This is a genomic window from Vibrio sp. 1F263, from assembly GCF_041439035.1.
GTDB lineage: Bacteria > Pseudomonadota > Gammaproteobacteria > Enterobacterales > Vibrionaceae > Vibrio > Vibrio tasmaniensis_A.
In genome coordinates this window covers 146,598-170,593 of record NZ_JBGONI010000005.1, presented here as the reverse complement: position 1 = coordinate 170,593, position 23,996 = coordinate 146,598, and the positions used below count along the sequence as shown (strand labels likewise).

14 protein-coding genes are annotated in these 23,996 nt (G+C 44.2%); 9 read left to right on the top strand and 5 right to left on the bottom strand.

Annotated elements, in window-relative coordinates:
- Nucleotides 1–2: 2 nt before the first annotated feature.
- Together putA and ACED25_RS05375 are read right to left on the bottom strand one after the other, a co-directional pair.
- Nucleotides 3–3,158 (bottom strand): bifunctional proline dehydrogenase/L-glutamate gamma-semialdehyde dehydrogenase PutA, encoded by a 3,156-nt coding sequence (gene putA, locus ACED25_RS05380; RefSeq protein ID WP_371694811.1) that lies wholly within the window; start codon nt 3,156–3,158, stop codon nt 3–5.
- A 181-nt stretch (nt 3,159–3,339) separates the two neighbouring features.
- A complete protein-coding gene (locus ACED25_RS05375) occupies nt 3,340–4,164 on the bottom strand; it encodes an AraC family transcriptional regulator (RefSeq protein WP_012600035.1) in 825 nt (274 codons plus the stop codon).
- Between the two features lie 498 nt (nt 4,165–4,662).
- On the opposite strand from ACED25_RS05375, the gene ACED25_RS05370 reads away from it, so the two are divergent.
- The 3 genes from ACED25_RS05370 to ACED25_RS05360 all read left to right on the top strand — a co-directional run bounded on the left by ACED25_RS05370 (nt 4,663) and on the right by ACED25_RS05360 (nt 8,919).
- Complete coding sequence (locus ACED25_RS05370; protein ID WP_009846003.1) at nt 4,663–5,772, top strand: PEGA domain-containing protein; 1,110 nt, start codon at nt 4,663–4,665, stop codon at nt 5,770–5,772.
- 158 nt (nt 5,773–5,930) lie between these two features.
- On the top strand, nt 5,931–7,760 hold the full coding sequence (locus tag ACED25_RS05365; protein WP_371694810.1) for an SUMF1/EgtB/PvdO family nonheme iron enzyme: 1,830 nt from the start codon (nt 5,931–5,933) through the stop codon (nt 7,758–7,760).
- Between the two features lie 376 nt (nt 7,761–8,136).
- Entirely contained in the window at nt 8,137–8,919 is a 783-nt protein-coding gene (locus ACED25_RS05360) for a PAS domain-containing protein (RefSeq protein WP_371694809.1), read from the top strand.
- A gap of 95 nt (nt 8,920–9,014) precedes the next feature.
- On the opposite strand, the gene pdxH is transcribed toward ACED25_RS05360, so the two are convergent.
- Complete coding sequence (gene pdxH, locus ACED25_RS05355) at nt 9,015–9,650, bottom strand: pyridoxamine 5'-phosphate oxidase (RefSeq protein ID WP_009846006.1); 636 nt, start codon at nt 9,648–9,650, stop codon at nt 9,015–9,017.
- A gap of 190 nt (nt 9,651–9,840) precedes the next feature.
- Here pdxH and ACED25_RS05350 point away from each other — a divergent pair, with 190 nt between their 5' ends.
- The 6 genes from ACED25_RS05350 (at nt 9,841) to ACED25_RS05325 (ending at nt 19,424) form a co-directional block, all read left to right on the top strand.
- A complete protein-coding gene (locus ACED25_RS05350) occupies nt 9,841–11,739 on the top strand; it encodes an ATP-binding protein (protein ID WP_371694808.1) in 1,899 nt (632 codons plus the stop codon).
- A 100-nt stretch (nt 11,740–11,839) separates the two neighbouring features.
- Nucleotides 11,840–13,144: a sigma-54-dependent transcriptional regulator gene (locus ACED25_RS05345; protein WP_371694839.1), complete on the top strand. Its 1,305-nt coding sequence runs from the start codon at nt 11,840–11,842 to the stop codon at nt 13,142–13,144.
- A 112-nt stretch (nt 13,145–13,256) separates the two neighbouring features.
- The gene (locus tag ACED25_RS05340) at nt 13,257–14,648 is read left to right on the top strand and encodes an HlyD family type I secretion periplasmic adaptor subunit (protein ID WP_009846009.1); all 1,392 of its coding nucleotides are present in this window, start codon (nt 13,257–13,259) and stop codon (nt 14,646–14,648) included.
- Between the two features lie 59 nt (nt 14,649–14,707).
- Nucleotides 14,708–15,376 carry a transglutaminase-like cysteine peptidase gene (locus tag ACED25_RS05335; protein ID WP_012600028.1) on the top strand — a complete coding sequence of 223 codons (669 nt, stop codon included), beginning with the start codon at nt 14,708–14,710 and terminating at the stop codon, nt 15,374–15,376.
- 5 nt (nt 15,377–15,381) lie between these two features.
- On the top strand, nt 15,382–17,292 hold the full coding sequence (locus tag ACED25_RS05330) for a LapD/MoxY N-terminal periplasmic domain-containing protein (RefSeq protein WP_304570139.1): 1,911 nt from the start codon (nt 15,382–15,384) through the stop codon (nt 17,290–17,292).
- A gap of 17 nt (nt 17,293–17,309) precedes the next feature.
- On the top strand, nt 17,310–19,424 hold the full coding sequence (locus tag ACED25_RS05325; protein ID WP_009846012.1) for a type I secretion system permease/ATPase: 2,115 nt from the start codon (nt 17,310–17,312) through the stop codon (nt 19,422–19,424).
- 148 nt (nt 19,425–19,572) lie between these two features.
- Here ACED25_RS05325 and ACED25_RS05320 read toward each other — a convergent pair whose 3' ends face one another.
- Together ACED25_RS05320 and ACED25_RS05315 are read right to left on the bottom strand one after the other, a co-directional pair.
- A complete protein-coding gene (locus ACED25_RS05320) occupies nt 19,573–21,243 on the bottom strand; it encodes a DUF342 domain-containing protein (protein WP_017100479.1) in 1,671 nt (556 codons plus the stop codon).
- Between the two features lie 530 nt (nt 21,244–21,773).
- Nucleotides 21,774–23,906 (bottom strand): GNAT family N-acetyltransferase, encoded by a 2,133-nt coding sequence (locus ACED25_RS05315; RefSeq protein ID WP_371694807.1) that lies wholly within the window; start codon nt 23,904–23,906, stop codon nt 21,774–21,776.
- Between the last annotated feature and the right edge of the window lie 90 nt (nt 23,907–23,996).

Here is a 23,996-nt window from a genome sequence, read left to right as displayed (position 1 = left end):
CCTTATGCCTTGTCTTGTGATTGAGAGAAATGAACATCTGTAAAACGGTATAGGTAGTGAGGACCACCCGCTTTAGGGCCAGTACCTGACAAACCTTGGCCGCCGAATGGTTGAACCCCAACAACGGCGCCCACTTGGTCACGGTTGATGTAGCAGTTACCCACACGAATGTGCTTCTCGATCCAACGATAAGTTGTTTCGTTACGGCTGTGGATACCCATAGTTAGGCCAAAGCCCGTTTGGTTAATTTGATCGACCACTTGCGCCAACTCACTCGCTTTGAAGCGAACAATGTGCAGCACAGGGCCAAACTGTTCTTCTTTCAAGCAGCTGATGTCATCAATTTCAAAAGCACTTGGTGGAACAAAATCACCATGTTCACAATCACTACCTAGAGAAAGTTGAGCCACCTTCTTCTGGGTATTGGTCATGTTTTCTAAGTGCGCCATTAGCTTCTGTTTTGCGTTTTGGTCGATAACAGGGCCAACATCGGTTTTATGCAGGTGTGGAATGCCAACACTCAGCTCGTCCATTGCACCGTGAATCAATCCAACCACGCGGTCTGCAATGTCTTCTTGGATGTAAAGCACACGTAGTGCAGAACAACGCTGACCTGCTGAAGCGAATGCTGAACGAATCACATCACGAACTACCTGTTCAGGCAGTGCCGTACTGTCGACGATCATCGCGTTCTGGCCGCCTGTTTCCGCAATAAACGGAACTGGCTTAGCGTTACGAGTGGCTAATGACACATTGATACGCTGTGCCGTTGGCGTAGAACCAGTAAAGGCAACGCCCGCAATCGCATCATGGCTTGTTAGTGCACTGCCGATCTCAGCACCGCGACCCGGTAGTAACTGAATGGTGCCAGCAGGGAAGCCCGCTTCATTCATCAGTTCAACCGCACGAGCAGCAATCAAGCTTGTTTGCTCGGCAGGCTTAGCCACAACCGTATTACCCGCCACTAGTGCTGCAGTAATTTGGCCAAGGAAGATGGCTAGAGGGAAGTTCCAAGGGCTGATACAAACGAAAACACCACGACCTTGTCGAGAAGCGATTCGTGTTTGGCCATCAAAACCTTTTAGTTCGAAACCTTGTAGGTTATCCGCTTGTTTAGCGTAGTAACGACAGAAGTCGACTGCTTCACGTACTTCATCAACACTATCGTGAATTGTCTTACCCGCTTCTTGATGACAAATCGCCACCAGCTCAGCGAGGTTGTCTTCCATCAAGTCAGCCAACTTATCAAGCGCTGCCGCTTTGGTTTCAACTGAAGTTGCGTTCCAATCAGCAAATGCTGCATCTGCGCCAGTGATCGCTGCGGAAACATGATCAAGGTTAGCAAAAGCCACCTGACCCACATTAATACGACGATCGTAAGGTGCCGTCACTTGCTCAACGTTCTGCTCAGCCTTGATCATGCTTTCGGCAAGAGATTCCCCGTTGATCACAGGGCCCGCAGTCCATTGATTGTTTAAGAAGCTTTTTACTTGCTCTTCAAATTGATGCGCTTCGCTTTCAATATCAATGTTCACACCGTAAGAGTTTTTACGCTCAGGGAATACCGCTGGAGGCAGAGGAATCTTAGTGTTGTGCAGCGTATCGAACGCCAGAAGCATATCGACAGGGTGTTGCGTCAGCTCTTCCACAGGGCAACGCGCATCAACTAAACGGTGTACAAACGAGCTGTTTGCACCGTTTTCTAGCAAGCGACGTACTAGGTATGGCAGTAGATCTTTATGGCTGCCAACCGGTGCGTATATACGTACCGACTGTTGGTAAGCTTCCATCGCATGGTTGTACAGAGAATCACCCATGCCGTGTAAGCGTTGGAATTCAAAGTCTTTATGGTCGGTCATGACAGCAATAGCAGAAACTGTATGAGCATTGTGGCTCGCAAACTGCGGGAAGATATTGCCGCGAACACTTGGGCTCAATAGGTAACGCGCACAAGCAAGGTAAGCTACGTCTGTCGCTTCTTTACGTGTGTAAACTGGGTAATCAGTAAAGCCAGCTTGTTGCGACCATTTGATTTCGCTGTCCCAGTAAGCACCTTTAACTAAGCGAAGCGGGATCAAATCACCCTGCTCTTTCGCTAGGCGGTTTAGCCATACTAGAACCGGTAGTGCACGCTTTGAGTAAGCTTGAATAACCAGACCAAATTTACCCCAACCTTTTACAAGGTCAGTGCGGTACAGTTTTTCGAATAATTTAAGAGAAAGCTCTAGGCGATCCGCTTCTTCCGCATCAATCGTAATCGCAACGTCTAGCTCTACTGCGCGGCGCAATAGCTGCTCTAACGTGTCGCAAAGTTCCGTCAATACGCGGTCTTCATTCGCCACTTCATAACGTGGGTGAAGCGCAGAAAGCTTGATAGATACCGATGGCGCAGGGCTCGATTTTGAAGAGACCTTCGATTCTGGAGAAACATAGTTGTCTCGACCTACGGCTTCAATCGCCATTAGGTAATCTTTGAAGTATTTGTTTGCGTCAGCTGTAGTCAGTGCCGCTTCACCTAGCATGTCGTATGAGTAGGTAAAACCTTTGTCACGCATAGACTTACCGTTCTTTTGCGCTTCAGCAATGCTGCGACCAAGAACAAATTGGTGACCCATCACCTTCATCGCTTGGTGCATCGCTTTGCGAATCACCGGCTCAGAAAGCTTGTTCACTAAACGGTTAACCGCTTGACCTGCACTCTGCTCTTTAGATGAAAGTCCAACCACCTTGCCTGTTAGCATTAATCCCCAAGTGGATGCGTTAACAAATACTGAGTCTGAATTCTTTAGGTGAGATTTCCAATCCGCAACGCTTAATTTGTCACGAATCAGCGCATCAGCGGTTGCTGAATCAGGAATACGCATCAAGGCTTCCGCCAGACACATTAGCAAGATGCCCTCTTGAGTATCTAAGCTGTATTCAAGCAACAATGCATCGATCATCTGGATAGAAGTCTTATCCGCACGGATAGCTTCGATCAATGATGTCGTTTTGTCTGTGATCTGCTGCTTTTCTGACTCAGAAGGGGTAGCTAGCGGCAGAAGTTGCTCTAGCCATTGGGTTTCATCCACCATATATAATGGTGAGATAAGCGACCATAGATCAGCAAGCGACTGCTCGTTGAATTCTGGCTTTAACACATCAGTAGCTGTAAACATGCGTTTTCCTTAATCTCACACCCGGAATTAGCCCGGGATCTCTACAATGGCTGCAGTGTATTTAGAGTATATAAGGATTACTTGTCAAAAACTCCGAGTTTTTTGCTAAAAACTCGCTTTATTAACAAAACAAACACAAGGTCACATATGAAACTTTAAAATAATATGCCGTTTTGTTTCACTATTTAACAGAAATTTTCTTTTTGTATTGAGATGGTGACATGCCTTGAAGGCGTGAAAAGGTGTGAGTAAAGGAAGATTGACCGGAGAAACCAGCCAGTTCAGCGACCTGACCAAGGCTGAGGTTACCTTGTTCGATTAAACGACGAGATCGGTCGATACGCTTGCCTAACACGTACTGATGCGGGGTAATGCCCATTTGATCTTTGAATAGCATGTGGAACTGGCTTTCACCCAGAAACACACTGCCTGCAAGCTGCGCGACGGAGATTTTATTTGCTAAATGCTGTTCTATGTAGCGATCCAACGCTTCAAGATCAAAGCGTGAATCTTTGATTGAGGTTTCAAATGCCGAGATGTGTCTTTGCATCAGCGCGATCACCGTGTCATTACAGGCTCGGCTTAGTAGAAGATCATTAGGACTGGCCTGCATTTCTTGCACCAACATATGGATAAGCTTTTGAATTTGCGCGTCTAATTGGAAGTAGACGTTCGATGATTCTAACTGATTGATCTTCTCTAGCATCAGAGGGTCATCATCCGTTGGCACTGGCATATTGAGTACTAGGATGTCCGACTGGCCAACCACACCACCGAAAGCATGATCAGAGCTCGCCGTTACCACACAACCTTGACCTGGGCCGACAAGATTACCTTTACCGCTCACTTCAAATTCAGCCTGACCTTTTAAACCAATCACCACCTGCGAATAATGATGATCGTGACAGTCCATATGCGAAGGCAAAGTTATGATCTCCGCTGGTCGGGGGCCTGTAAGCCCTAGCGGAGACAAGTCTAGGTTTGGAAAGGGTAAAGGTTTTGGCATGACAGCAAAGTACTTAGGTCGACATGATAAGAATAATACTCTGAAATCTGCAGAAGATGAATTTGTAAATGATCATGAGAGATGTTTTCTCTTCTTCAAAGAAAGATCATTATTGATAACCACGTGATCATGTCTCCGGAAGTATGATCAAGTGAGCCCAAACTACGGGCTTTGTAAAGTCAACCTTCCAATCTTTAGGCCATTCTTCCTTGTTCCAAGAGCAAATAAATCTGAACACCAAAAGTCAAAGCAAGTCACAAATGGAAACCAAATGACTACACCATAACGACAATATTTTCTTATATAGCTCAATTATTTCGGTGTAAATATGTAAAAAGTGTATCCGAAGTACCGAAACTTAGCTTTTGAGTAGATTGGAGGGCAATAAAACGGTATAAAGACGGGTACTGTGTTAATTGCTAATAACTAGTGACTGACAACTAGGAAGTAGACACTTTATTAACGAGCCAATTTTAAATATACAAGTTGCAGGGACCTATGACTAACTTTCGAATTTCAGCGCTTTTACTTGCGCTATCCCCACTTTGGGTATCTGCATCGTTATCAGCTGAAGAACTGAATCAAGTCGATCCCGTTTCAGCTATCGATGCAAAGCTAACAGAGAAAAACTCAGATATTGAGCGTATTTCAGCGACCAAAGTATCGGCAACTGAGACCTTAAAACAACTTCAAAACCAGAACAGTAAGTTGTTACGTGAAGGTGAAGAGTTAAAGGCAAAACGTAACCGAGCTAAATCTGTACTCGACAAACAATACAGTCGCTTACTTGACGATCCAGAAACGGATCTGGTTTCTTTTCAGAAAGGATACCAAGATGCTTGGGCTGCGGTTAAAGAGAATCAATCGTCTCAGCTAGATAATCAGCAAGCGATGAATGAGAACGAAATTTACCTTTCTCAAATTAAGCAAAAGCAAGCTCGTTTGAATAATGAGCTGGCTAACTTGAAAGAATCAAAAGTTGAAGCTCGCGTTAAACGTATTGCAACAGAACTTCGTGAAAGTGCCGTTCTTGAAACGAGCTACACCACCACATGTTCATCAACAATGACACTGGGTGAGTGTATTGCTCAAGGTAAACACCTGACGAAGCAGAAAGCAGTACAAAACTTCAAGAGCAAATTACTTGAACAGCTCACAGAAAGCACGCTAGCGAAGCAAAACTTACAAGGTGTTCAATTGAACATTCATGTTCAAGACAGCCAAGCAATCAAGAGCGGTTTCTCTGGAAACAACTCTTACTTTGTGCAGATGCAAGCTCAACTTCAAGCAAAACCGGAAGCGATTGCAGCATGTAACTTATTGAACGTTTCAACTCGCTACTGTTTAACGGACAGCGACGTTAAGGTTACAAAGAAGAGCGACAAGCAGTGGGCAAACGTGATGGTACGTTCTGATCAGTACAATGACTCAGTCACTATCAACGGCATTAAATACGGCAGCACACCCCTAGAGGTTTCGCTACCGAGCGGTCGTCACCAAGTAACCATTTCAAAAGAAGGTTACGAGTCATACAACCGCACAGTGACTATTAACGGCAGCGATACTATTTGGGTGAAACTCCTTCCTAGTAAAGAAAATGAAATCTAAATATATAAAGCTAAGCCTGATATAAATAGCCGTGCCTATTTCACAAAGCTGAATGAATACTCGCCATCTTGTTTGTAGTTATAGAAAGTAGCTTCAAACGAAATGGCGTTTTCGTTAGAATATTCAATTAACCTAAATTACGACTGAAGTAGCCCAACATGCGCCAAGGTTTTCCTACTCTATTATTTGCACTTGCTCCATGCTTAATGACGCCTGCTGTTTTCGCTGAAGCGACATCTCCAGCAATCACGTCATCAGTCATCGACATTGAAAGCTCTCTTTTCGAAGAACATGCCAGTTTAACGGCTATCGAGAAGAAGATGGCGGACAAACAAAATCAAGTCGACAACCAAGCAGAGCAAATGGCACGTCAAGCCAAGTTATTAGCTCAATCAGAGCAAAAACTCGCAACGGCGAAAACTAGCCTAGAGCAAGATTACACTCGCATGATTGATGAGCCAGATTTCGATATCTCGCCGGCTCAAAATCGCTTTCAAGATGCCTGGAAATCGGTAAAAGAGCACAAGCTTACGATTTCGGATTCAGAGCAAAAGCTTCAAAGCTTAGTGATGGAACTAGAGGCCATCAAAGCCGAAAAATCGGCTGTAGAAATGTCTATCGCCCATTTGAATCAAGACAAACTAAGAGCAAGAGCTGAGAGATTAAGAAGCGAGGTCACTCAAACACAAGAACATACCGTTAGCTTTACCAACCGCTGTAGCAGCGACATGACGTTAGCTCAATGTTCAGACCAAACGGTGGCTTTGACACTTCAAAAAGCAGTAAAACAATTTCAAAATAGCCTTGTATCCAACGCGACAGAATCAAAAATAGTAAAAGAACACCTAGCGTCTGCATCTTTGAATATTCACGTTCTACAACACAGCGTGAAATCATCTGGCTTCTCCGAAGATAACCGTTACCGAGCCGTGATTACCGCGAATTTAGAAACTCGTCCAGATAAGAACACTCCTTGCCGCTTACTTGGCATTCAATCCTCAAACTGTTTCGATCAGAGCGATCTGCAAGCCGATGATCAGCAGAAAGAAGTTGCATGGGTTAACTTGGTGGTTCGTTCAAATCAATATAATGACAAGGTTTCTATCAATGGTGTGAACTATGGCAGCACTCCGGTTGAAGTGATGTTACCTACAGGGCAGCACATGGTTACGATTGAGAAAGAAGGTTATCTTTCTTTCCACCAAGAGCTGAAAATAGCCCGAGATCACAATCTAAGAGCAGTATTACAAGCGAAGCAGAACTCACTGAATGTGGGGACTAAGTTTGCTGACCCAATGGGCAATGGTGCTCAAAGTCCAGAAATGATTGTGGTTGGATCTGGGACTTACCTACTCGGTGAAAATAACGCTGAGCAAGTCACGATCAAACACCCATTTGCATTAGCGGCAACCCCAACTCGTGTTCAAGATTTTAAAGCATTTGTGAAAAATACGGGGTACCAGACAGACGCTGAGCTTATGAACACTTGTGATACCTTCGTGAATGCAGAAATCACGACTGTGTCAGACAATGACTGGAAAACTCCTGGTTTCAAGCAAGTCGATAACTCACCCGTTGTATGCGTCAGCCAAAGCGATGCGAAAGCATACACACGTTGGTTATCTAAAAAAACAGGATTTACTTACCGTCTACCAACACAACAAGAGTGGGAAGCGGCGGCAAGAGCGGGTCAAGATACCAGCTTCTGGTGGGGCAACAAATTCCGTTCAGGTAGAGCTAATACTGGTTGGTCTGGTACACAGTGGTCAAACGTCAGTACTTCTCCTGTTAAATCATTCTTGCCAACGCCAACGGGTTTCTACGACATGGTAGGTAACGTTTGGGAATGGACTGCAACCCAAAAAGGCATCGCTAAGGGGGGCGCGTGGAGCTTCTCTCCTGAAGAGGCAAAAGTGTTTGCTGAACTGTACGTTTCGCCTTCTACTGCCGCTAACTACTTAGGATTCCGAGTATTACGAGAGTTATAAGCTCTTGGTATTACTCAAAGCCCTCAAATATTTACCTTAGATTCTCCTAGTATCAGGTTGAGTCAGTGTTTATAGGGGAATTCCCTCCTTATATTCGATCTCGCCTAGGAGTAAATTCGTCGATAGAGTAGTAAGTCACTCTGGGTATCTATCTGATACCTCAGCTTAATTTACATGACCCTCGTAAATTAAACTGGAAATCTTCTACGTGTCGACAAGGTATATCTTGTCTTTGGCCAGCCCTTCTTCAGGCTGGCTTTTTTTTGCTTTTTTCTCATCCTTTTTGTTTAGCCATTGATCAATAAAAGCGCACTTAAACAGCATGCCGTTCAACTATTAATCACACTCCATTTTTGATGCATAACTCGACTTCTAATTGTCATTGCAGCTCTATAAGAAACTGATATCATTGCGACACTCCCTCTCACGAGATAAAGCCTTGCCGGATCCCCTCGACTCCATACATCGTTCTTTATTTGAACAACTTCCAGGTTGCTGGGGTTGCAAAGATACTGACTCTGTCTTCGTGTATGCCAACCTTGCTTACAACCAATTAATTGGCTTAAAACCCAACGAAACTTGTACGGGCTTAACCGATTTCGATATGCCTAGTCAAACAACCGAATGTGCGCAGGATTTCAGGGCTCAAGACAAGCATGTAATGGATACACGCAGTACTCTTAAAATCCTCGATATTCACCCTTATCCAGACGGACGATGGCACGCCCATATTTTTACTAAAACCCCTTGGCTTGATGGGAATGGCGAAGTTCAAGGCACCATTTTTTATGGTCAAGAACTCACAGACACCGCCATCTTAGAGGTAGGCCATTGGGTGTGTCAGGCGACTTGCGAAAAAGACAATCAAGTGTCCATTGCAGGATCGAAGCCACGCATATCAAAGCTCAAAAAGCGACTGACTTCGCGAGAATCAGAAGTGCTGTTCTTGCTGCTATTCGGCAAGAAACCACAGTACATCGCGTCTACGTTGAACATTTCAATCAAAACGGTCGAAGGGCATGTCGCCAGGTTGAAGCAGAAATTTGATGCGCGCAGTAAAAGCCAGTTGATTGAGTATGCGTTGGACTCGGGGCTAGGCTCTATGATCCCAGAAACCCTGCTTAAAAAGCAGATCTCCGTTGTTCTGCACAGTGACTAGATATTGGTTTGATGAGATACAGACAAAAAAATACCGTTGATAAGTCTAATCAACGGTATTTTTGGATCAGTTAAGCAGTTAAGCAGTTAAGCAAATTAAGGCGCCAGGCGGTCGATATCCCAACGGCTATCTTGGCGTGAGAATAAGAAGCGATCATGCAAGCGGTGCTCGCCACCTTGCCAAAATTCAATGCTATCCACACGCACACGGAAGCCACCCCAGAAAGAAGGCACAGGAATCTCTCCTTTCGCGAACTTCTGTTTAAGCTCTAGATATTTGCCTTCTAAAATCCCACGAGCAGAGATACGACTACTTTGCTTACTTGCAATTGCGGCCAATTGGCTCTCTTTTGGTCGTGACGAGAAGTACTTCATATTTTCCATTGCTGTCAGTTTTTCAGCCGTGCCCGTAATATGAACTTGTCGCTCAAGAGGGTGCCAAGGGAAATGCAAACTGATTTTGCTATTGTGCTCTAGCTGGTGCGCTTTACGGCTACCTAAGTTGGTGTAAAAAACGAAGCCGTCTTTATCAACATTCTTTAGCAGAACAATTCGCTGGAATGGCTGACCATTTTCATCAACCGTAGCAACTGTCATGGCAGTAGGGTCCGTCAACTTAGCTTCAATAGCTTGCTCTAGCCATAGATTGAATTGCTCAATCGGGTCTGCGGCTAAGTCTTTACGTCTCAATCCACCCTTAGCGTATTCGCGACGAATATCGGTCAGTTCCATTTGCTTGCTCCTTTCAATTTTTTTTGATTTTGCGCTGTAATCCTTTGAAACACAAGTCTAAGCCATGGTTTTGTCTCACAGAAGGTGCTCTGTGTTAACAAGATCTCGGTACTCTATCCATCATATTGATAATCTGTATACAAACCGATGACATGCTGAGATCCTAGTGACTAAGATACTGCTTAACATAATGACTCCCTTCGTTTTATTCTCATTGTTATTGGGGGCTATTGGGCTGAGCGCAACTCATTTTTTGGCAGTACAATTTCAAGAAAAAGTGGTCACTCAAAAGCTCAACGAAGCAGCCAATAAAGCGAACCTACAAATCGACTCTGAACTGGATAAATTCAAACAGATCCCTGATTTGCTCAGCCATGACCCACGTCTGCTCTCTTATTTTGACTCATCACCACAAACAGACAAGATTTCCGCTGCGCAGCTCAATCAATTGCTATTTGAATGGTCGAATCAAAGCCAAGCTGACACCATCTATATTCATGACCCGAGCGGTACTGTGGTCGCTTCCAGTAATTACCAGAAACTCGGTACTTTCGTGGGTGAGAACTTCTCGTTTCGTCCTTATTTTGCGTCCGCGATTGAAGGTAACAGCACACACTATGTCGCACTGGGTGCTCGCTCCAACGTACGCGGTTACTTTTTGTCTTCGCCTCTGTATATAGAGAATGACATTGTTGGGGTTATCACCGTTAAAGTGAGTCTAGAGAACCTTGAAAACATCCTAACCAGCGATGATTTTGAGATTGTGGTACTCGACTCTAACCAAGTGGTTTTTCTCTCCAGCCAAACTCAGTGGCTTTATCACTCGTTGTTGCCATTAAGCCAGAAGCAACAAACCGATATCGCCCTGCAGCGCCAATACGGTCAAAGCGAAATTTCGATCATAGAAGCTTTTCGCTCTTCCAACTATCAACCACAAGTTAACGACGCCAATCAGCCCAACAACATTCAACCAAATCGAGTACAAAGAGAACTCACGGCAAACCGATTGTTTAAACTTGGACCGTTCAATCTTTACCCCGCAACCTTCAGTAACAATCAGTACCAAGTTGTCGCATTAAAAAAGGCCGAAGCAGAGCTTATTAAAGTGCTGCAGATCGATGTCATCTTCGTGGTGATTTACAGCTTGGTGATGCTCATCGCGTGGTCTTGGCGACAGACTTACGTCGCGAAAGTTGCGCTAACCCGGCTCAACCAAAACCTAGAACAAACCGTTGATAAACGTACTCACTATTTGAAGAAATCCAATCAACAACTTCAGCAAACCATTTTTCAATACCAAGCATCGCAGTTAAAGCTGAAGCAGACAGAACAAGAGCTGACCCAAACAGCAAAATTAGCGGTGCTCGGAGAGCTGTCAGCCAGCATTAACCACGAAATCAACCAACCGCTTGCAGCGCTTCGAACTTATAGCGAGAACAGCTTAAAGCTGCTTGAAATGGACCGGACAGATTTAGTGAAGAGCAATCTTGAGAAAATGATTGGCCTCAACAACACCATTACCGACATCATAGCGCGACTCAAAGTCTTTACTCGCAAGGTCACTAAACAAGAACATCATGTCGCGAACCTGCACCAAGCGGTCAACAACGCCACCAGTATTCTCAGTGCGCTGATGATCAAGCAAGGCATTACACTAAGACTAAGCACGGTGCCAAATAACATTAATATTGCCATTCATCCAACCGAACTCGAGCAAGTACTGGTGAATCTGGTTCACAACGCGACCCAAGCGCTTCAACAACACGTTCTTGAACAGAAAATCTTGCAGGAGCAACAAAACTTGGAAAACGTTGACCAACCGGCCAGCCCACAGATAGGCATCGAATGGCAATTGCATCATAATTCTTGTCAGTTGATCATTTGGGACAACGGAATTGGCATGCCGGACGATAAGCTAGAACAGCTTTTCAACCCGTTTTTTACCACTAAACCGGAAGGCCTAGGGCTAGGGCTTTCAATATCGAAACGGATTATTGAAGCTTATCACGGCACGATCAGCGCCAACCGATTAGAGCCTTCAGGCATGGTATTCTCGCTAAACATCCCGTTATATAACGATAAGGGCTAACGTGCCGTTGTTATCGTTGATTAGAAAATGAATTTTACATACTGCTAATTTCACACATAGCTAACCTCACATACTGTTAAGGATTCGACTTTTGCACCCTCTGCCTAAACTCTATTTTGTCGATGATGAACCCGCCATTCGAGACTCCGTAGAGCAAGCCATGCTCATTGAAGGCATCGATATTGCCTGCTTCCCCAATGCCATTGAGGCACTAAAGAGAATAGATGTGACGCAAGCTGGGATTGTCATTACCGATATTCACATGCCAGTGATGGATGGCATTCAATTGACACAAAAGCTGCTGAATCAAAACCCTCATTTTCAGATCATCGTACTGACAGGCCATGGGGACGTGCAAACAGCCGTATCCGCAATGAAAGCTGGCGCTTATGATTTTTTGGAAAAACCGTTTGTGGTCGATGCCCTGCTGACCGCAGTAAAAAAAGCATCGGATAAGCTCGCTTTGGTTGAAGAGAATAATCTATTACGTAAAGAGTTGGCGGTACAGAATCAGGTGGGCCCAAAACTGATTGGTCAATCGCCATCAATGCAGGCATTACGCCGAGAACTGATCTCTCTAGATACCAAAACTAACCCACTTCTACTGTTCGTCGGTGACTTAGGAACGGGTAAAAGGGTCACGGCGCAGTACACGCACGATCTTCACAGCCATCAAGCTGCAGAGCTTTGCCCTGTTGCTGCGTTTAATTTGCCACGCAGTGACGAAGCGACATTCCATCAGTTTGTTTTGCAACTGTTCTTGAAACATCAGGGTGGGACACTTTATATCCATGAAACAGAAGCATTAACTCAAGACCAATGGCAGTGGCTAGCGAACCTAAAACCCACTCTACTTCGTGAAAACTCATGCAAGACCAATGCAACTTGTATCATTTTAGCAACCACAATACTTCCTACTACAATGGTAAGTGAGTTCCGTCGATTTGATTTGCTACCGCTAGCGCAACGAATAGAAGATATTGGTTCTTTGTTTAAACATTTTGCTCGTGGTGCGGCAAGTCGATATCAGTTACCCCCACCGGTGATTACAGAAAAAGAGGTTCAACGATTGATCGCCACTCACTGGAGTGAAAATATTCGACAGCTTCGCCAACATGCAGAACTCAGAGTGTTGACTAAACCCAAGCTGACATCGCTTGAATCAGAGCCTAATCATAATCAAGATCAAAGCGATAAGAGCCACATCGTTCTAAAGACTGAAGAGCAACAACTGTCATTAAGCCAACGAACCGATAGCTTTGAGCAAATCATCTTGATAGAGGCACTACATCGTCATCAAGGGCGCTTAAAAGAGGTACAGCAAGAACTGCAAGTATCGCGAAAAACGCTTTATGACAAGCTGAGAAAACACCAACTTGATAAAACAGATTTCAAAAAACAATAAGAGTTAAAAAATATATAAATTCAAAGATTTAAAGGAGCAAAGCCTTAACATTTATCAAAAGTAAGAATACACTCACAAAGCTTGCACTTTTATTTAGCGAACAAGGACTGTTATGAGTCAGAAAAATTTCAGCAAATTGAACGAGACCGAACTTGAGTATGTCGATGACAAAACAGCGGCACTGCTCCTCAATACGCCCACCAGTGCGCGTATTATGTTGTGGGTTATCGTTCTGTTTTTTGTCGCTGCTATTGGTTGGTCTGCTTGGGCTGAAATCGACAAAGTGACTGTTGGCCAAGGCAAGGTGATCCCTTCCTCTCAGATTCAGGTGGTGCAAAACCTTGAAGGTGGTTTGGTTAAAGAAATTTTAGTCAAAGAAGGGCAACGAGTTCAAAAAGGGCAACAATTACTATTAATAGATGACACTCGATTCCGCTCTGACTTTCGTGAACGTGAGCAACAAGTTGCGAACTTAACGGCTAATGTACTCATGCTGTCCGCCTCACTGACCAGTGTGGTTATCAATGAAGAATTCTCAGTAAAAGAGTGGAAAAAAAGTGTCTTACTCGATTATGGTAAACTCGCCTTCCCACCACTATTCTACGACCTTCACCCCAAATTGGTTAATCGCCAAAAAGCAGAATATCGTCAAGATCTGAATAACCTGAAGAACCAACTTTCCGTTTTTGATCAACAGGTTGGACAGAAGCAACAAGACCTAGTTGAAATAAAAGCGCGTGTTCAGAATTTAAGACAGAGTTACAACTTTGCCCGCCAAGAGCTGGATATTACCAAGCCTCTTGCTGATGAAGGGGTGGTGCCAAAAATTGAACTGCTCAAGCTGCAAAGACAAGTTAACGACACTCGTCGAGAAATGACCTCTAGCGAACTCAAAATCCCTCTTCTACGTTCAGCAATCAAAGAAGCGATGCTCAGTCGTATCGATGCTGCACTGAACTTCCGATCAGAACAACAAGAGAAGCTAAACCAAGCACAAGATAAGCTCTCTGCAATGACGGAATCAGCGGTTGGCCTTGAAGACAGAGTTAATCGTACTGTAGTAGTTTCTCCAGTAACAGGAACCGTCAAAACGCTTGGTATTAATACCGTAGGCGGTGTTATCCAACCGGGTATGGACATTGTTGAGATTGTACCAACTGAAGATTCCCTATTAGTTGAGGCGAAAATTGCTCCACAAGATATCGCATTCCTCCGTCCAGAATTGAGCGCTGTGGTTAAGTTCAGTGCCTATGACTTTACTAAATATGGTGGTTTAGTGGGTGTGTTAGAACACATCAGTGCTGACACCACTCAAGATGAAGAAGGCAATAGTTTTTACATCGTGCGTGTTCGTACCGAGAAGTACAGCTTTGGGGCTAATGAAGAGCTGCCTATCATTCCAGGTATGACCGCTTCTGTCGATATCATCACCGGTAAAAGAACCGTGCTTGAATATATGTTGAAGCCAATTTTGAGTGCTCAAAACAACGCACTAAAAGAGTAAGGACGGTTAATGCTTGAGAACGTCTTCCTAGATGCAGTGAAAAAACAAGAGCAGCGGCAATGAAATCTCGTTTTTCGTTATTGCTGCTGTTCCTTACCTCTTTTACTTCCGGAGCACTGAACAAGAGTGACCAAAGGTGGATAGACGCAGTCTCTGTAACCTACGGAGAAAGAGCAGGGAAACGAGTGTCGACATGGCGCTCAAATATGACGTCGTACGCAGGGTTAAGTGAAAAAGAGAAACTCGATTCGGTAAACCGGTTCTTCAACCAAATGTACTTTGTCGATGACAGTATACTTTGGGGAAAGAATGACTACTGGGCGACACCGCTGGAGTTTTTGGGTAGTAACGCGGGTGACTGTGAAGATTTCACTATCGCAAAATACTTCTCTTTACTTGAGCTGGGCGTCCCAGATAAGAAATTACGATTAGTGTACGTAAAAGCACTTGAGTTAAACCAATTCCATATGGTGTTGGCTTACTACTCTACACCCAGTGCAGAACCGTTAATTTTAGATAACTTAAACCCTGAAATAAAACGTGGCTCCAAGCGCAGAGATCTACGACCGATATACAGCTTCAATGGTAAAAACCTATGGTTGATCAAGTCGGCGGCAGGCAGCGGTAAGTTATCAGGAAAATCTTCAAGATTGAGCTTATGGAACGACTTACGTTCGCGTGAGCGCTCTCTAAAATTAAACAAACCCATTATCAATTACGATGAGTAGGTACAATGACTTTATATAAACAGCTTGTGGTCGGAATGGTTGCGGTTTTCATATTACTGATGACCTCAGTTTTTATGATCGAATTCAATACCACCCGTGACTACTTAGAAGAGCAGCAACGCTCTGAAGTAAATAATACCATTAATACTGTTGGACTGGCGCTCGCCCCTTACCTCGAAGAAAAGGATCAAGTGGCTGTAGAGTCTGTTATCAACGCACTGTTTGATGGTAGTTCTTACTCTGTCGTACGATTGATTTTTTTAGACACAGGAGATGATATTCTTCGTTCATACCCTGTGAAACCAAGTGGTGTCCCACAATGGTTTACCAACCTGAATTTGTTTAAACCGATTCATGATCGCCGCGTGATTACCAGTGGTTGGATGCAACTTGCTGAAGTTGAGATAGTGAGCCACCCAGGCCCAGCCTATACTCAGCTTTGGGAGGCATTTACACGGCTAGTGACCTTCTTTGGAGCGATTTTCTTACTGGGTTTGATCTCGATTTCATGGATACTCCAACGAGCACTACGTCCGCTGTCATTAATCATAAAAAAAATGGATCAAATCGCCAAAAATCAGTTCGGTGAGCCTCTGGTTCGCCCTAAAACAAAAGACCTCATCTTAGTCGTCGACGGTATTAACCACATGTCGACTCAAGTTGAACTTGCATTTAAGAGCCAAGCACAAGAAGCGCAACGACTTCGTGAACGCGCGTATATCGATCCTGTATCTCAGTTAGGTAACCGTGCTTACTACATGTCTCAACTAACTCAGTGGTTAGAAGAGTCTAGTTTAGGTGGTCTGGCGGTGCTAAAAGCCGAATTTATTAGTGAAGAATATGATGACAAAGGCTATCAAGAAGGCGATGCCTTAGTTCACCAATTAGCTGAACAGCTACAGGCATCTATTTCATCTCCAGATATTACTATCGCTCGTATTTCTAGTGATGAGTTTGGCTTCATTATGCCGAACATTGATGAAAGTGAACTGAAACTCGTCGCGAGCAGCATCGTAAACTGCATTCAAAATCTAGGTTCAGATCCAACAGGTATGGCGAATCCACACATAGCTCTCGGTGTGACGTACAGCAAGAAACGTAAAACCAGTACTGAAATCATGTCTTTGGTCGATAACGCACTGTCTAGCGCGAAAGCGAACCGTGAGCTCGCTTACGGTTACGTAACTGCTGACGACCATGGCGCTGTAATGGGTAAACAGCAATGGCGCATGTTGGTCGAAGAAGCAATCATCAATGACCTAGTAACTTTCCGCTTCCAAGCTGCAAATAATAGTTTTGGCAAAACCTATCACCAAGAAGTGTTCTCTGCGATTGAGAAAGAGGGGGTTCGTTACGGTGCCAACCAATACTTATACGCATTAGAACAGCTTGAAATGAGCCATATCCTAGATCAATACGTTATCGAGAAGATGATTGATAAGCTGAATGCAAAAGAGCTTACTAGCCCCGTTGCTATCAATATCTCGCCAAGCAGTATTTCTCAGCCAAGCTTCATCCGTTGGATCGGAAAGTCTCTTGAGAAAAATGCGTCAATCGCTCATCTGTTGCATTTTGAAATTCCCGAAAACTGTTTCGTCAATGTTCCTCACTACACGGCACTATTGTGTAACACCATTCGCAACGCTGATGCGGTGTTTGGTGTCGATAACTATGGACGCAACTTCCAATCGCTCGATTACATCAACGAGTACCGCCCTAGCTATGTGAAGCTGGATTACCTATTTACTCATAACCTTGATGACGAAAAACAGAAATTTACGTTAACGTCTATCTCAAGAACGGCTCATAACCTTGGTGTGACGACTATTGCGTCACGAATTGAAACTCAGACTCAGTTAGATATTTTGTCTGATAACTACGTAGAAGTGTTCCAAGGCTTCATTGTTGATAAATAGTTGTAAGGTTATATCGCATGCAAGATCCACTATTAAACTCACTGATCTACGTTAGTCGGTATTACGGGTTAGCCAACTCGCCCGAAGCGTTGATCAATGGGCTACCACTCTCTGATGGAAAGCTAACCCCTTTCCTATTCCCTCGCTCTGCAGAGCGTGCGGGGTTAGTGGCCAAAGAAAACCGTTCCGATCTAGAAAACATCCCTCACTTAATTCTGCCAGCCGTATTGTTACTCAAGCAAGGTGAGGCTTGCGTTCTTAATAGTATCGATATTGAGAAGCAAGAAGCCGAAATCATCACAACGGAAAGTGGGATGATGCCAATCGTCATCCCAATCGAAGAGTTGAAAGAGCAATTCATCGGCCGTTACTTCTTAGTAAAGAAACAATTCCGTTATGATGAACGCTCACCAGAAATTTTAAAAACGCGCGAAGGTCACTGGTTTTGGAGCACAATTTGGCAATCTAAAAAAATCTATCGAGATGTGCTGATCGCATCAATTCTAATCAACCTTTTCGCTATTGCAGCTCCAATGTTTACTCGTTTGGTGTACGACAAAGTGGTGCCAAACCTTGCGTTTGAGACGCTATGGGTACTCGCGAGTGGTATTTTTGTCGTCTTCCTCTTTGACTTGCTTTTAAAGTTAATGCGAAGCTACTTTATTGACGTTGCGGGTAAGAAATCCGATATCCTGATTTCATCTAAGTTGTTCAGTAAGGTGCTCGGGATTCGTATGGAAGCGAAGCCTGCTTCTGTCGGTGCTTTTGCTAAAAACCTGCAAGAATTCGAGTCAATCCGTGAGTTCTTTACTTCGGCAACAATAGGCTCATTAATCGATTTGCCATTCGCTCTTATGTTCCTGGCGTTAATTTGGTTAATGGCTGGCAACCTTGTGTTTGTTCCTGTCGTTGGCGTGGTGATACTGATCATCTATGCGTTGTTAATACAAGGCCCGCTGCGTCGTACCATTGAAGAAGGCTCTCGCCTTGCTTCTCAGAAGTACGCAAACTTAATTGAGAGTTTAGCGGGGCTAGAAACCGTTAAGCTATTCAGCGCTCAAAGCCAATTCCAATTCCGCTGGGAAGAAGCTGTTGCGCACATGGCAAACTGGAACATCAAAAGTCGTCGTATTACCGATAGCATCCAAAATACAGCAGGCTTTGTTCAACAAAGTACCAATGTGGGGATGATCATTTTTGGTGTGTACCTAATGGCAGAAGGCACTCTTACAATGGGTGGCTTGATTGCCGCTACTATGTTGAGTGGTAGAGCAATTGGTCCTCTTGTCCAATTATCATTGCTTTCTACGCGTTATAACCAAGCGAAGTCATCAATGACCTTGATTGAACAAGTCATGTCGATGCCCAGTGAGCAAGAGGAAGGTAAGCGATACATCCACCGCCCTATTATTCAAGGGCATATCGCGCTTGATAAAGTAACATTCCATTACCCTGATTCGCCAATCGCTTCTATAAGAGACCTGACTCTTAATATTAGTCCAGGTGAAAAGGTCGCGATTATTGGGCGAATTGGTTCAGGTAAAAGCACACTTGAACGCCTGATTATGGGCCTGTACAAGCCCACAGAAGGTCATGTTCGCATTGATGATACCGATATGGAACAACTTCACCATGTCGACGTACGACGCAATATAGGCTGTGTGCCGCAGGACAGTAATCTATTCTATGGCACGGTAAGAGACAACATTACCTTGGGACGCCCGTTGGTTGACGATCGTGATGTCATGGATGCTGCCAACCGTGCAGGTGTAACCGCTTTTACTCAGCAAGATCCGGCAGGCTTAGAACGCCAAGTAGGTGAAGGTGGTGGTTTACTCTCAGGAGGTCAACGTCAGTCGATAGCTATAGCTAGAGCCTTCCTAGGGCGCCCTCCTGTATTATTGATGGACGAACCTACCAGCGCTATGGATAACCGTTCAGAGATGCACATTAAGCATCAGCTGAGCCAGCTGTTACCTAGTGAGACTTTGATTCTTATCACCCACAAAACGTCGATGTTGGATATCGTGGATAGAGTGATTGTGATGGAGAAAGGCAGCATTATTGCCGACGGACCAAAATCACAAGTTCTGTCAGACTTGAAGCAAGGAAAGGTAAAAGCGGCAAGTTAAAGCGCTCATGTGACTTAAAGAATCGAACTAAGTCAATATCAGCAAAAGCAAAGGGGGAGCATCAGCTCCCCCTTTCTTATTTGGTCTAATGAGCAGAAAACTGCTCGAACCGCTCTATTCTGTCTGGGGCAATATCAGAGTCGCTCAATTACAATGAGATATCTTCTTTCTCCATTTTGAAAGAACATTGAATTTCATATTGATTGAACGAGAAAACACTGCCGCCGTGCGTTCGCTTAGTCGTCACCATCTCATCACCAAACAAAACAGATACACGGGTGTACACTTTCTCGTGCGCCTCTACTGTGCACTCGGCAAGGTTTGTTTCAAATTCAGCTTCGAGTGTATCCAACTGCAATTTAGTCTTCTCTATCGCTTGATTGTTTTTTTCTCGTTGCTGCTCAATCTCCAACGCTTGCTCTTCGCTTCTTTCCGCTTTTGGTCGCTTCTTAAATTCGAGTTCTTGACGGATGACGTCCATGGTTTGTTCTTGAGCGTGCTTATAAATCTCCTTCAATTGAGCTATCTTTTTTTGATATCCCTCGAAGCGAGCAAAGCCATGAACCTTAGTTGCTGTATCCCCTTCAACGCCTAAGAAAACACATTCCACTTTACCGCCGACTTTAGCTTCACCGCCACTAAGTGTGCCATGCTTCTTAAAGGTATCCATCACAATGAGGTTGTTGCCACAACGAATGTCGTTACTCATGCTATGTAGGTTGAGTAGAATGTCATTGGCGGTTTGCAGTTCAGTATTCTGTGCGTAGCTTGCTGTGATAGAGCCTTTGCTAAGTACCTTACAACTTTTTGGCTCATCCTCTTTGGTCGTATGACCAATAATTCCTTTCGCGACTTTTATATCCCCCTGAGCCTGAACTTCTGCAGATTCAATAAAGCCACCAACAGTAATGCTTCCGGTCGCCTTCACTATCATTCCAGGTTCTATATTCCCAGAGACAAACACATTACCTTTGAATTTAACGTGCCCAGTAGATACGTCGACATTGCTAACACATAAGGCGTCATCCACTTCGATACTTCGCTCTTTAATAATGGGCAGACCAGAGGATGAAGAAAGTAATAAATTAGGGTCGTCAGGGGAAATGTGGGTGCCTTTTCCTGGCTTAATCAAACTGTCTTGGCCCGGAAGGGGTGGGATAATTCGACCTTGGACGGTAAAGCCCGCAATACCCTTGGTGGCAGGAGTTCGTTTCATTAGCGGGTCATTCTGACCAACGGTAATGGTTTCGCCGAGATCTCGCATATCGATCTTACCGGCGTCTTTACTGCGAGGCTTTAATACTTGATGAGTAATATCTTCAACCAATGCTGAAAACTTAGCATCTTTACCCTTCACAGCTGGAGAACCTTTGGCAACGGGCTGAGTAAATTTTTCACCCGGCTTTAGCTTGCTGCTCATCATCAATACTTTTCTAAGTGCTAGCTTATTAATTCCTTTCGTTATGTGAGCCTGAGCCAAGCAATGAATGATATCGCTGCCACGTAATGCCTGCCCATTATATGCCCCAGTTACAACAAGACTTGCGAGCATCTCATCATCAGACAGTTCAACCGTAACACTGGAATTACGAACTTCAGCAATTAATATTCCTTGATAAGCTTCTCCCTTACCTTCTTTAGCAAGAGTGACAAAACGCAGTATCTCTTCTTCGAAAATAAAATAGTTTGATGCGTTCAAAGCTTCTAAGGTTGTTGGTAATGTCTTATTGTCAAAGCTTGCGTTGACCACAAACCCAGACGGCAGACATGCCATCACTTGCTTCCTATCTTCCGACAATGTAACGATGCTATCCCACATTCGAATTGTGTACCCTTAATAACTCTGTTGTTATGCAGTCTATATAATTCGCTCAGTGCTTAGAATCACTACAGTAGAATAATCAGCGTCACATCACTTACTTTCGATGTTGCAAAGGGACTCATAAATAAGACTGACCGATTCTAATCTCTTCTTCACCTTTACAAAAAAGATTCTTTCACGATTTTTCAAACTATGAATATTGGGTACGAGCATAAGATCGCAATACAGCGACGGAGCTTCATCACCAAACGATTCGGGATGAATTGATGTGATAATATGAAATTATACCTTCCAAACAACGGCGATGATTAGATCGGTAGAATTGAGATAGGAAATGAGCGCCATGATGGACATGTTCAACAAATTGAGAAATTGCATAAAGATTGGATTATTGAAATGACATAGGTCATTGCATACCGCGGTTCAGTTTACAGTGTAAATCCGGCCTTCTAATTTACACTGTAAATCTAATTAACAGCTCGACATATGCTCTGTCGTTCCAAATTTAGTGACGATCGTTGACCTACTTATTTACAGTGTAAATTTAATAGTAGAGTACCGACATCTTTCCTAAACTGTAGCTCAGCTTGTTTTCGTCCGACTAGATTAAACTGTTCGACACAAGTCCCCCACTCTTTCTGCTGCACGACTTTCGCGATAAGTAAGTCTGAAACAACGAAACCTGTATCGATTATAGCGTCAGATTCAGTTATGTGCGCTTGATGACCATTACTTTGGAGAATCAAATTCAGGACACTGAAACCAATGCTGTCGTAACTATTACCACCATCGACATAATTCCTGATGAGTTGGATTTCAGACTCTGCCATAGATTCCGCTTGCCTTGGTAATAATGCGCGCACCATATCAACCTCGAGAGAAGCCAAAGAACCAGAAGTGAGAAAACAGAAACTACGTTCAAAGTGACTTATCAGATTGTAGACCCAATTCTGTGCGCTTTTATTAAGTGGCTTAACCATCAATACCGAGTGACAGCCGCTTGCTTGATCGCGCTGGTGGCCAATGTGCACAGGTACAAAATCGTTATCGCGCCAGAATGAAATCAATTCACTGGTCGCGCCAAAGCTCGTTGCTAAGTAATCCGCCTGATTAGTTTGCTTTGACAACTGCCCCAACATCCAACGACCAATCCCCGAACCTTGATGACGTGTTGAAACGGCAATACGCATAACTCGAAGGCAACGACTGAGCGCCGCTTGCGTACAACCCAGTTGGTTTGCGAGTAACACTGGAGCTAGGTGACCTTGAGGTCTTCGTTTTCCAAGTTGAATCTGAGCAATCAGATCGCTATCCAACCGACCTTCTTCAGTTACCAACATACAACCTAAACATTCGTTTTTCTGCCAAGCAGCGTACAAACGGATTGCTGGATTGTTGAGAAACTGCATTAGATCGTTTGGTGACGTTTGATAATGAGCGTCAACAAGAAGAGAAAAGCATTGCTGTAGCGGCTCCGGGTTCGCCAAGCATTCTGCCTTTGATAACTCGACCAAGCTCAGTTGGTTGATTGCCAGATCAGAAAAGCTATCTAACTCATGAATCACCGAGTCACTCAGCGACGCGTCGTTACCAAGCAGGAAGCAATCAAACAACCAGCGCTCTAGTGGATCATTGCGATTCCAACGAATGGGCTGATCGAGCTTAAAGCCTTTCCACCCCGGGCGATGCTCTGAAAGCCAAGACTCGAACTTAAGTCCAAACCCTCTCCCACTCCCCTCGTATCCGTGAACGGTGGTTGAAAAAACCATACGATGATAAATGCCAACCATAGATTTAAGCATCGGGATTGGAATCGCAGCCGCTTCATCGACTAATAGCAAATCACAATCAGGCTTAGACTTAAGTAATTCATCTGGTGCTACGAATCTTAAACTTCCGCTTTGATAGCAAATGTAAGTTGCGTTGAGCACTTCACAGTCTTCTAGGCTTTGACTCGCGTGGGAAAATACAGGCTCGATTGCTTTCACTGAAGGCGCTGTCACGATGATATTTAATCCATACTGCTCAACCAAAAGCTGAGCAGCGGCAATACCCAATGTAGAACTTTTACCACGCCCTCTATCTGCCGTGAGAACTAAAGGTCGTTTACGATGCCCAGACACCACTTTTTTAACCAACTCAACAGCCAGATTTTGCTGTTCGAATTTGTTCAAACTGTTTTCAAAGTCTTGCTTGAGTGGAAGTGCTTTAGTCGCTTGAACAACATCGTCTGTTTCGTTGTGTTGTGAAATCGAGATGAGCTTATTGAAATTCTCCTTTAACCAACGTTGGCCAAAGCTCTCGTTATCTTCAGAGTCATCAACTTTTGGCGGCAACACCAACAACAGCCCACCACCGATTAACGAACCTAGTGCAGCGCTAAAACCATTCGCATCAAACTGCTCTCTAAAATCACAAACAAGAACTTGGCACTCACGACCAAGCAATTGTTGGCCTTTTTTGACTGGAGCATGAATCACACCTTCAAACGGAGTTCCACCAATCTGGAAGATGCTCGGAGTGTACGAATTTTCAAGGAAGGTTAAAACAGCAGAGTTTTGCCAATCAAAGTCGCCATCAAAGACCACACCGTAACGGTGACCATTGTGTTGGGCAATATTAGAAAGTGTATACAGAAAAGTATTGGTTGGGTTTGTCATAGTTAGCGTCCAGATTCATCTAAACACAGTTTATCACAGCCAAATAAAAAGCCGCATAAAGCGGCTTTAGAGGAGTAATGAAAGTCGTGA

What these genes read in the sequence shown, in the direction of transcription:
- putA (WP_371694811.1), bottom strand. Translation starts at nt 3,158, where the DNA reads ATGTTTACAGCTACTGATGTGTTAAAGCCAGAATTCAACGAGCAGTCG.
- ACED25_RS05375 (WP_012600035.1), bottom strand. Translation starts at nt 4,164, where the DNA reads ATGCCAAAACCTTTACCCTTTCCAAACCTAGACTTGTCTCCGCTAGGG.
- ACED25_RS05370 (WP_009846003.1), top strand. Translation starts at nt 4,663, where the DNA reads ATGACTAACTTTCGAATTTCAGCGCTTTTACTTGCGCTATCCCCACTT.
- ACED25_RS05365 (WP_371694810.1), top strand. Translation starts at nt 5,931, where the DNA reads ATGCGCCAAGGTTTTCCTACTCTATTATTTGCACTTGCTCCATGCTTA.
- pdxH (WP_009846006.1), bottom strand. Translation starts at nt 9,650, where the DNA reads ATGGAACTGACCGATATTCGTCGCGAATACGCTAAGGGTGGATTGAGA.
- ACED25_RS05350 (WP_371694808.1), top strand. Translation starts at nt 9,841, where the DNA reads ATGACTCCCTTCGTTTTATTCTCATTGTTATTGGGGGCTATTGGGCTG.
- ACED25_RS05340 (WP_009846009.1), top strand. Translation starts at nt 13,257, where the DNA reads ATGAGTCAGAAAAATTTCAGCAAATTGAACGAGACCGAACTTGAGTAT.
- ACED25_RS05335 (WP_012600028.1), top strand. Translation starts at nt 14,708, where the DNA reads ATGAAATCTCGTTTTTCGTTATTGCTGCTGTTCCTTACCTCTTTTACT.
- ACED25_RS05330 (WP_304570139.1), top strand. Translation starts at nt 15,382, where the DNA reads ATGACTTTATATAAACAGCTTGTGGTCGGAATGGTTGCGGTTTTCATA.
- ACED25_RS05325 (WP_009846012.1), top strand. Translation starts at nt 17,310, where the DNA reads ATGCAAGATCCACTATTAAACTCACTGATCTACGTTAGTCGGTATTAC.
- ACED25_RS05320 (WP_017100479.1), bottom strand. Translation starts at nt 21,243, where the DNA reads ATGTGGGATAGCATCGTTACATTGTCGGAAGATAGGAAGCAAGTGATG.
- ACED25_RS05315 (WP_371694807.1), bottom strand. Translation starts at nt 23,906, where the DNA reads ATGACAAACCCAACCAATACTTTTCTGTATACACTTTCTAATATTGCC.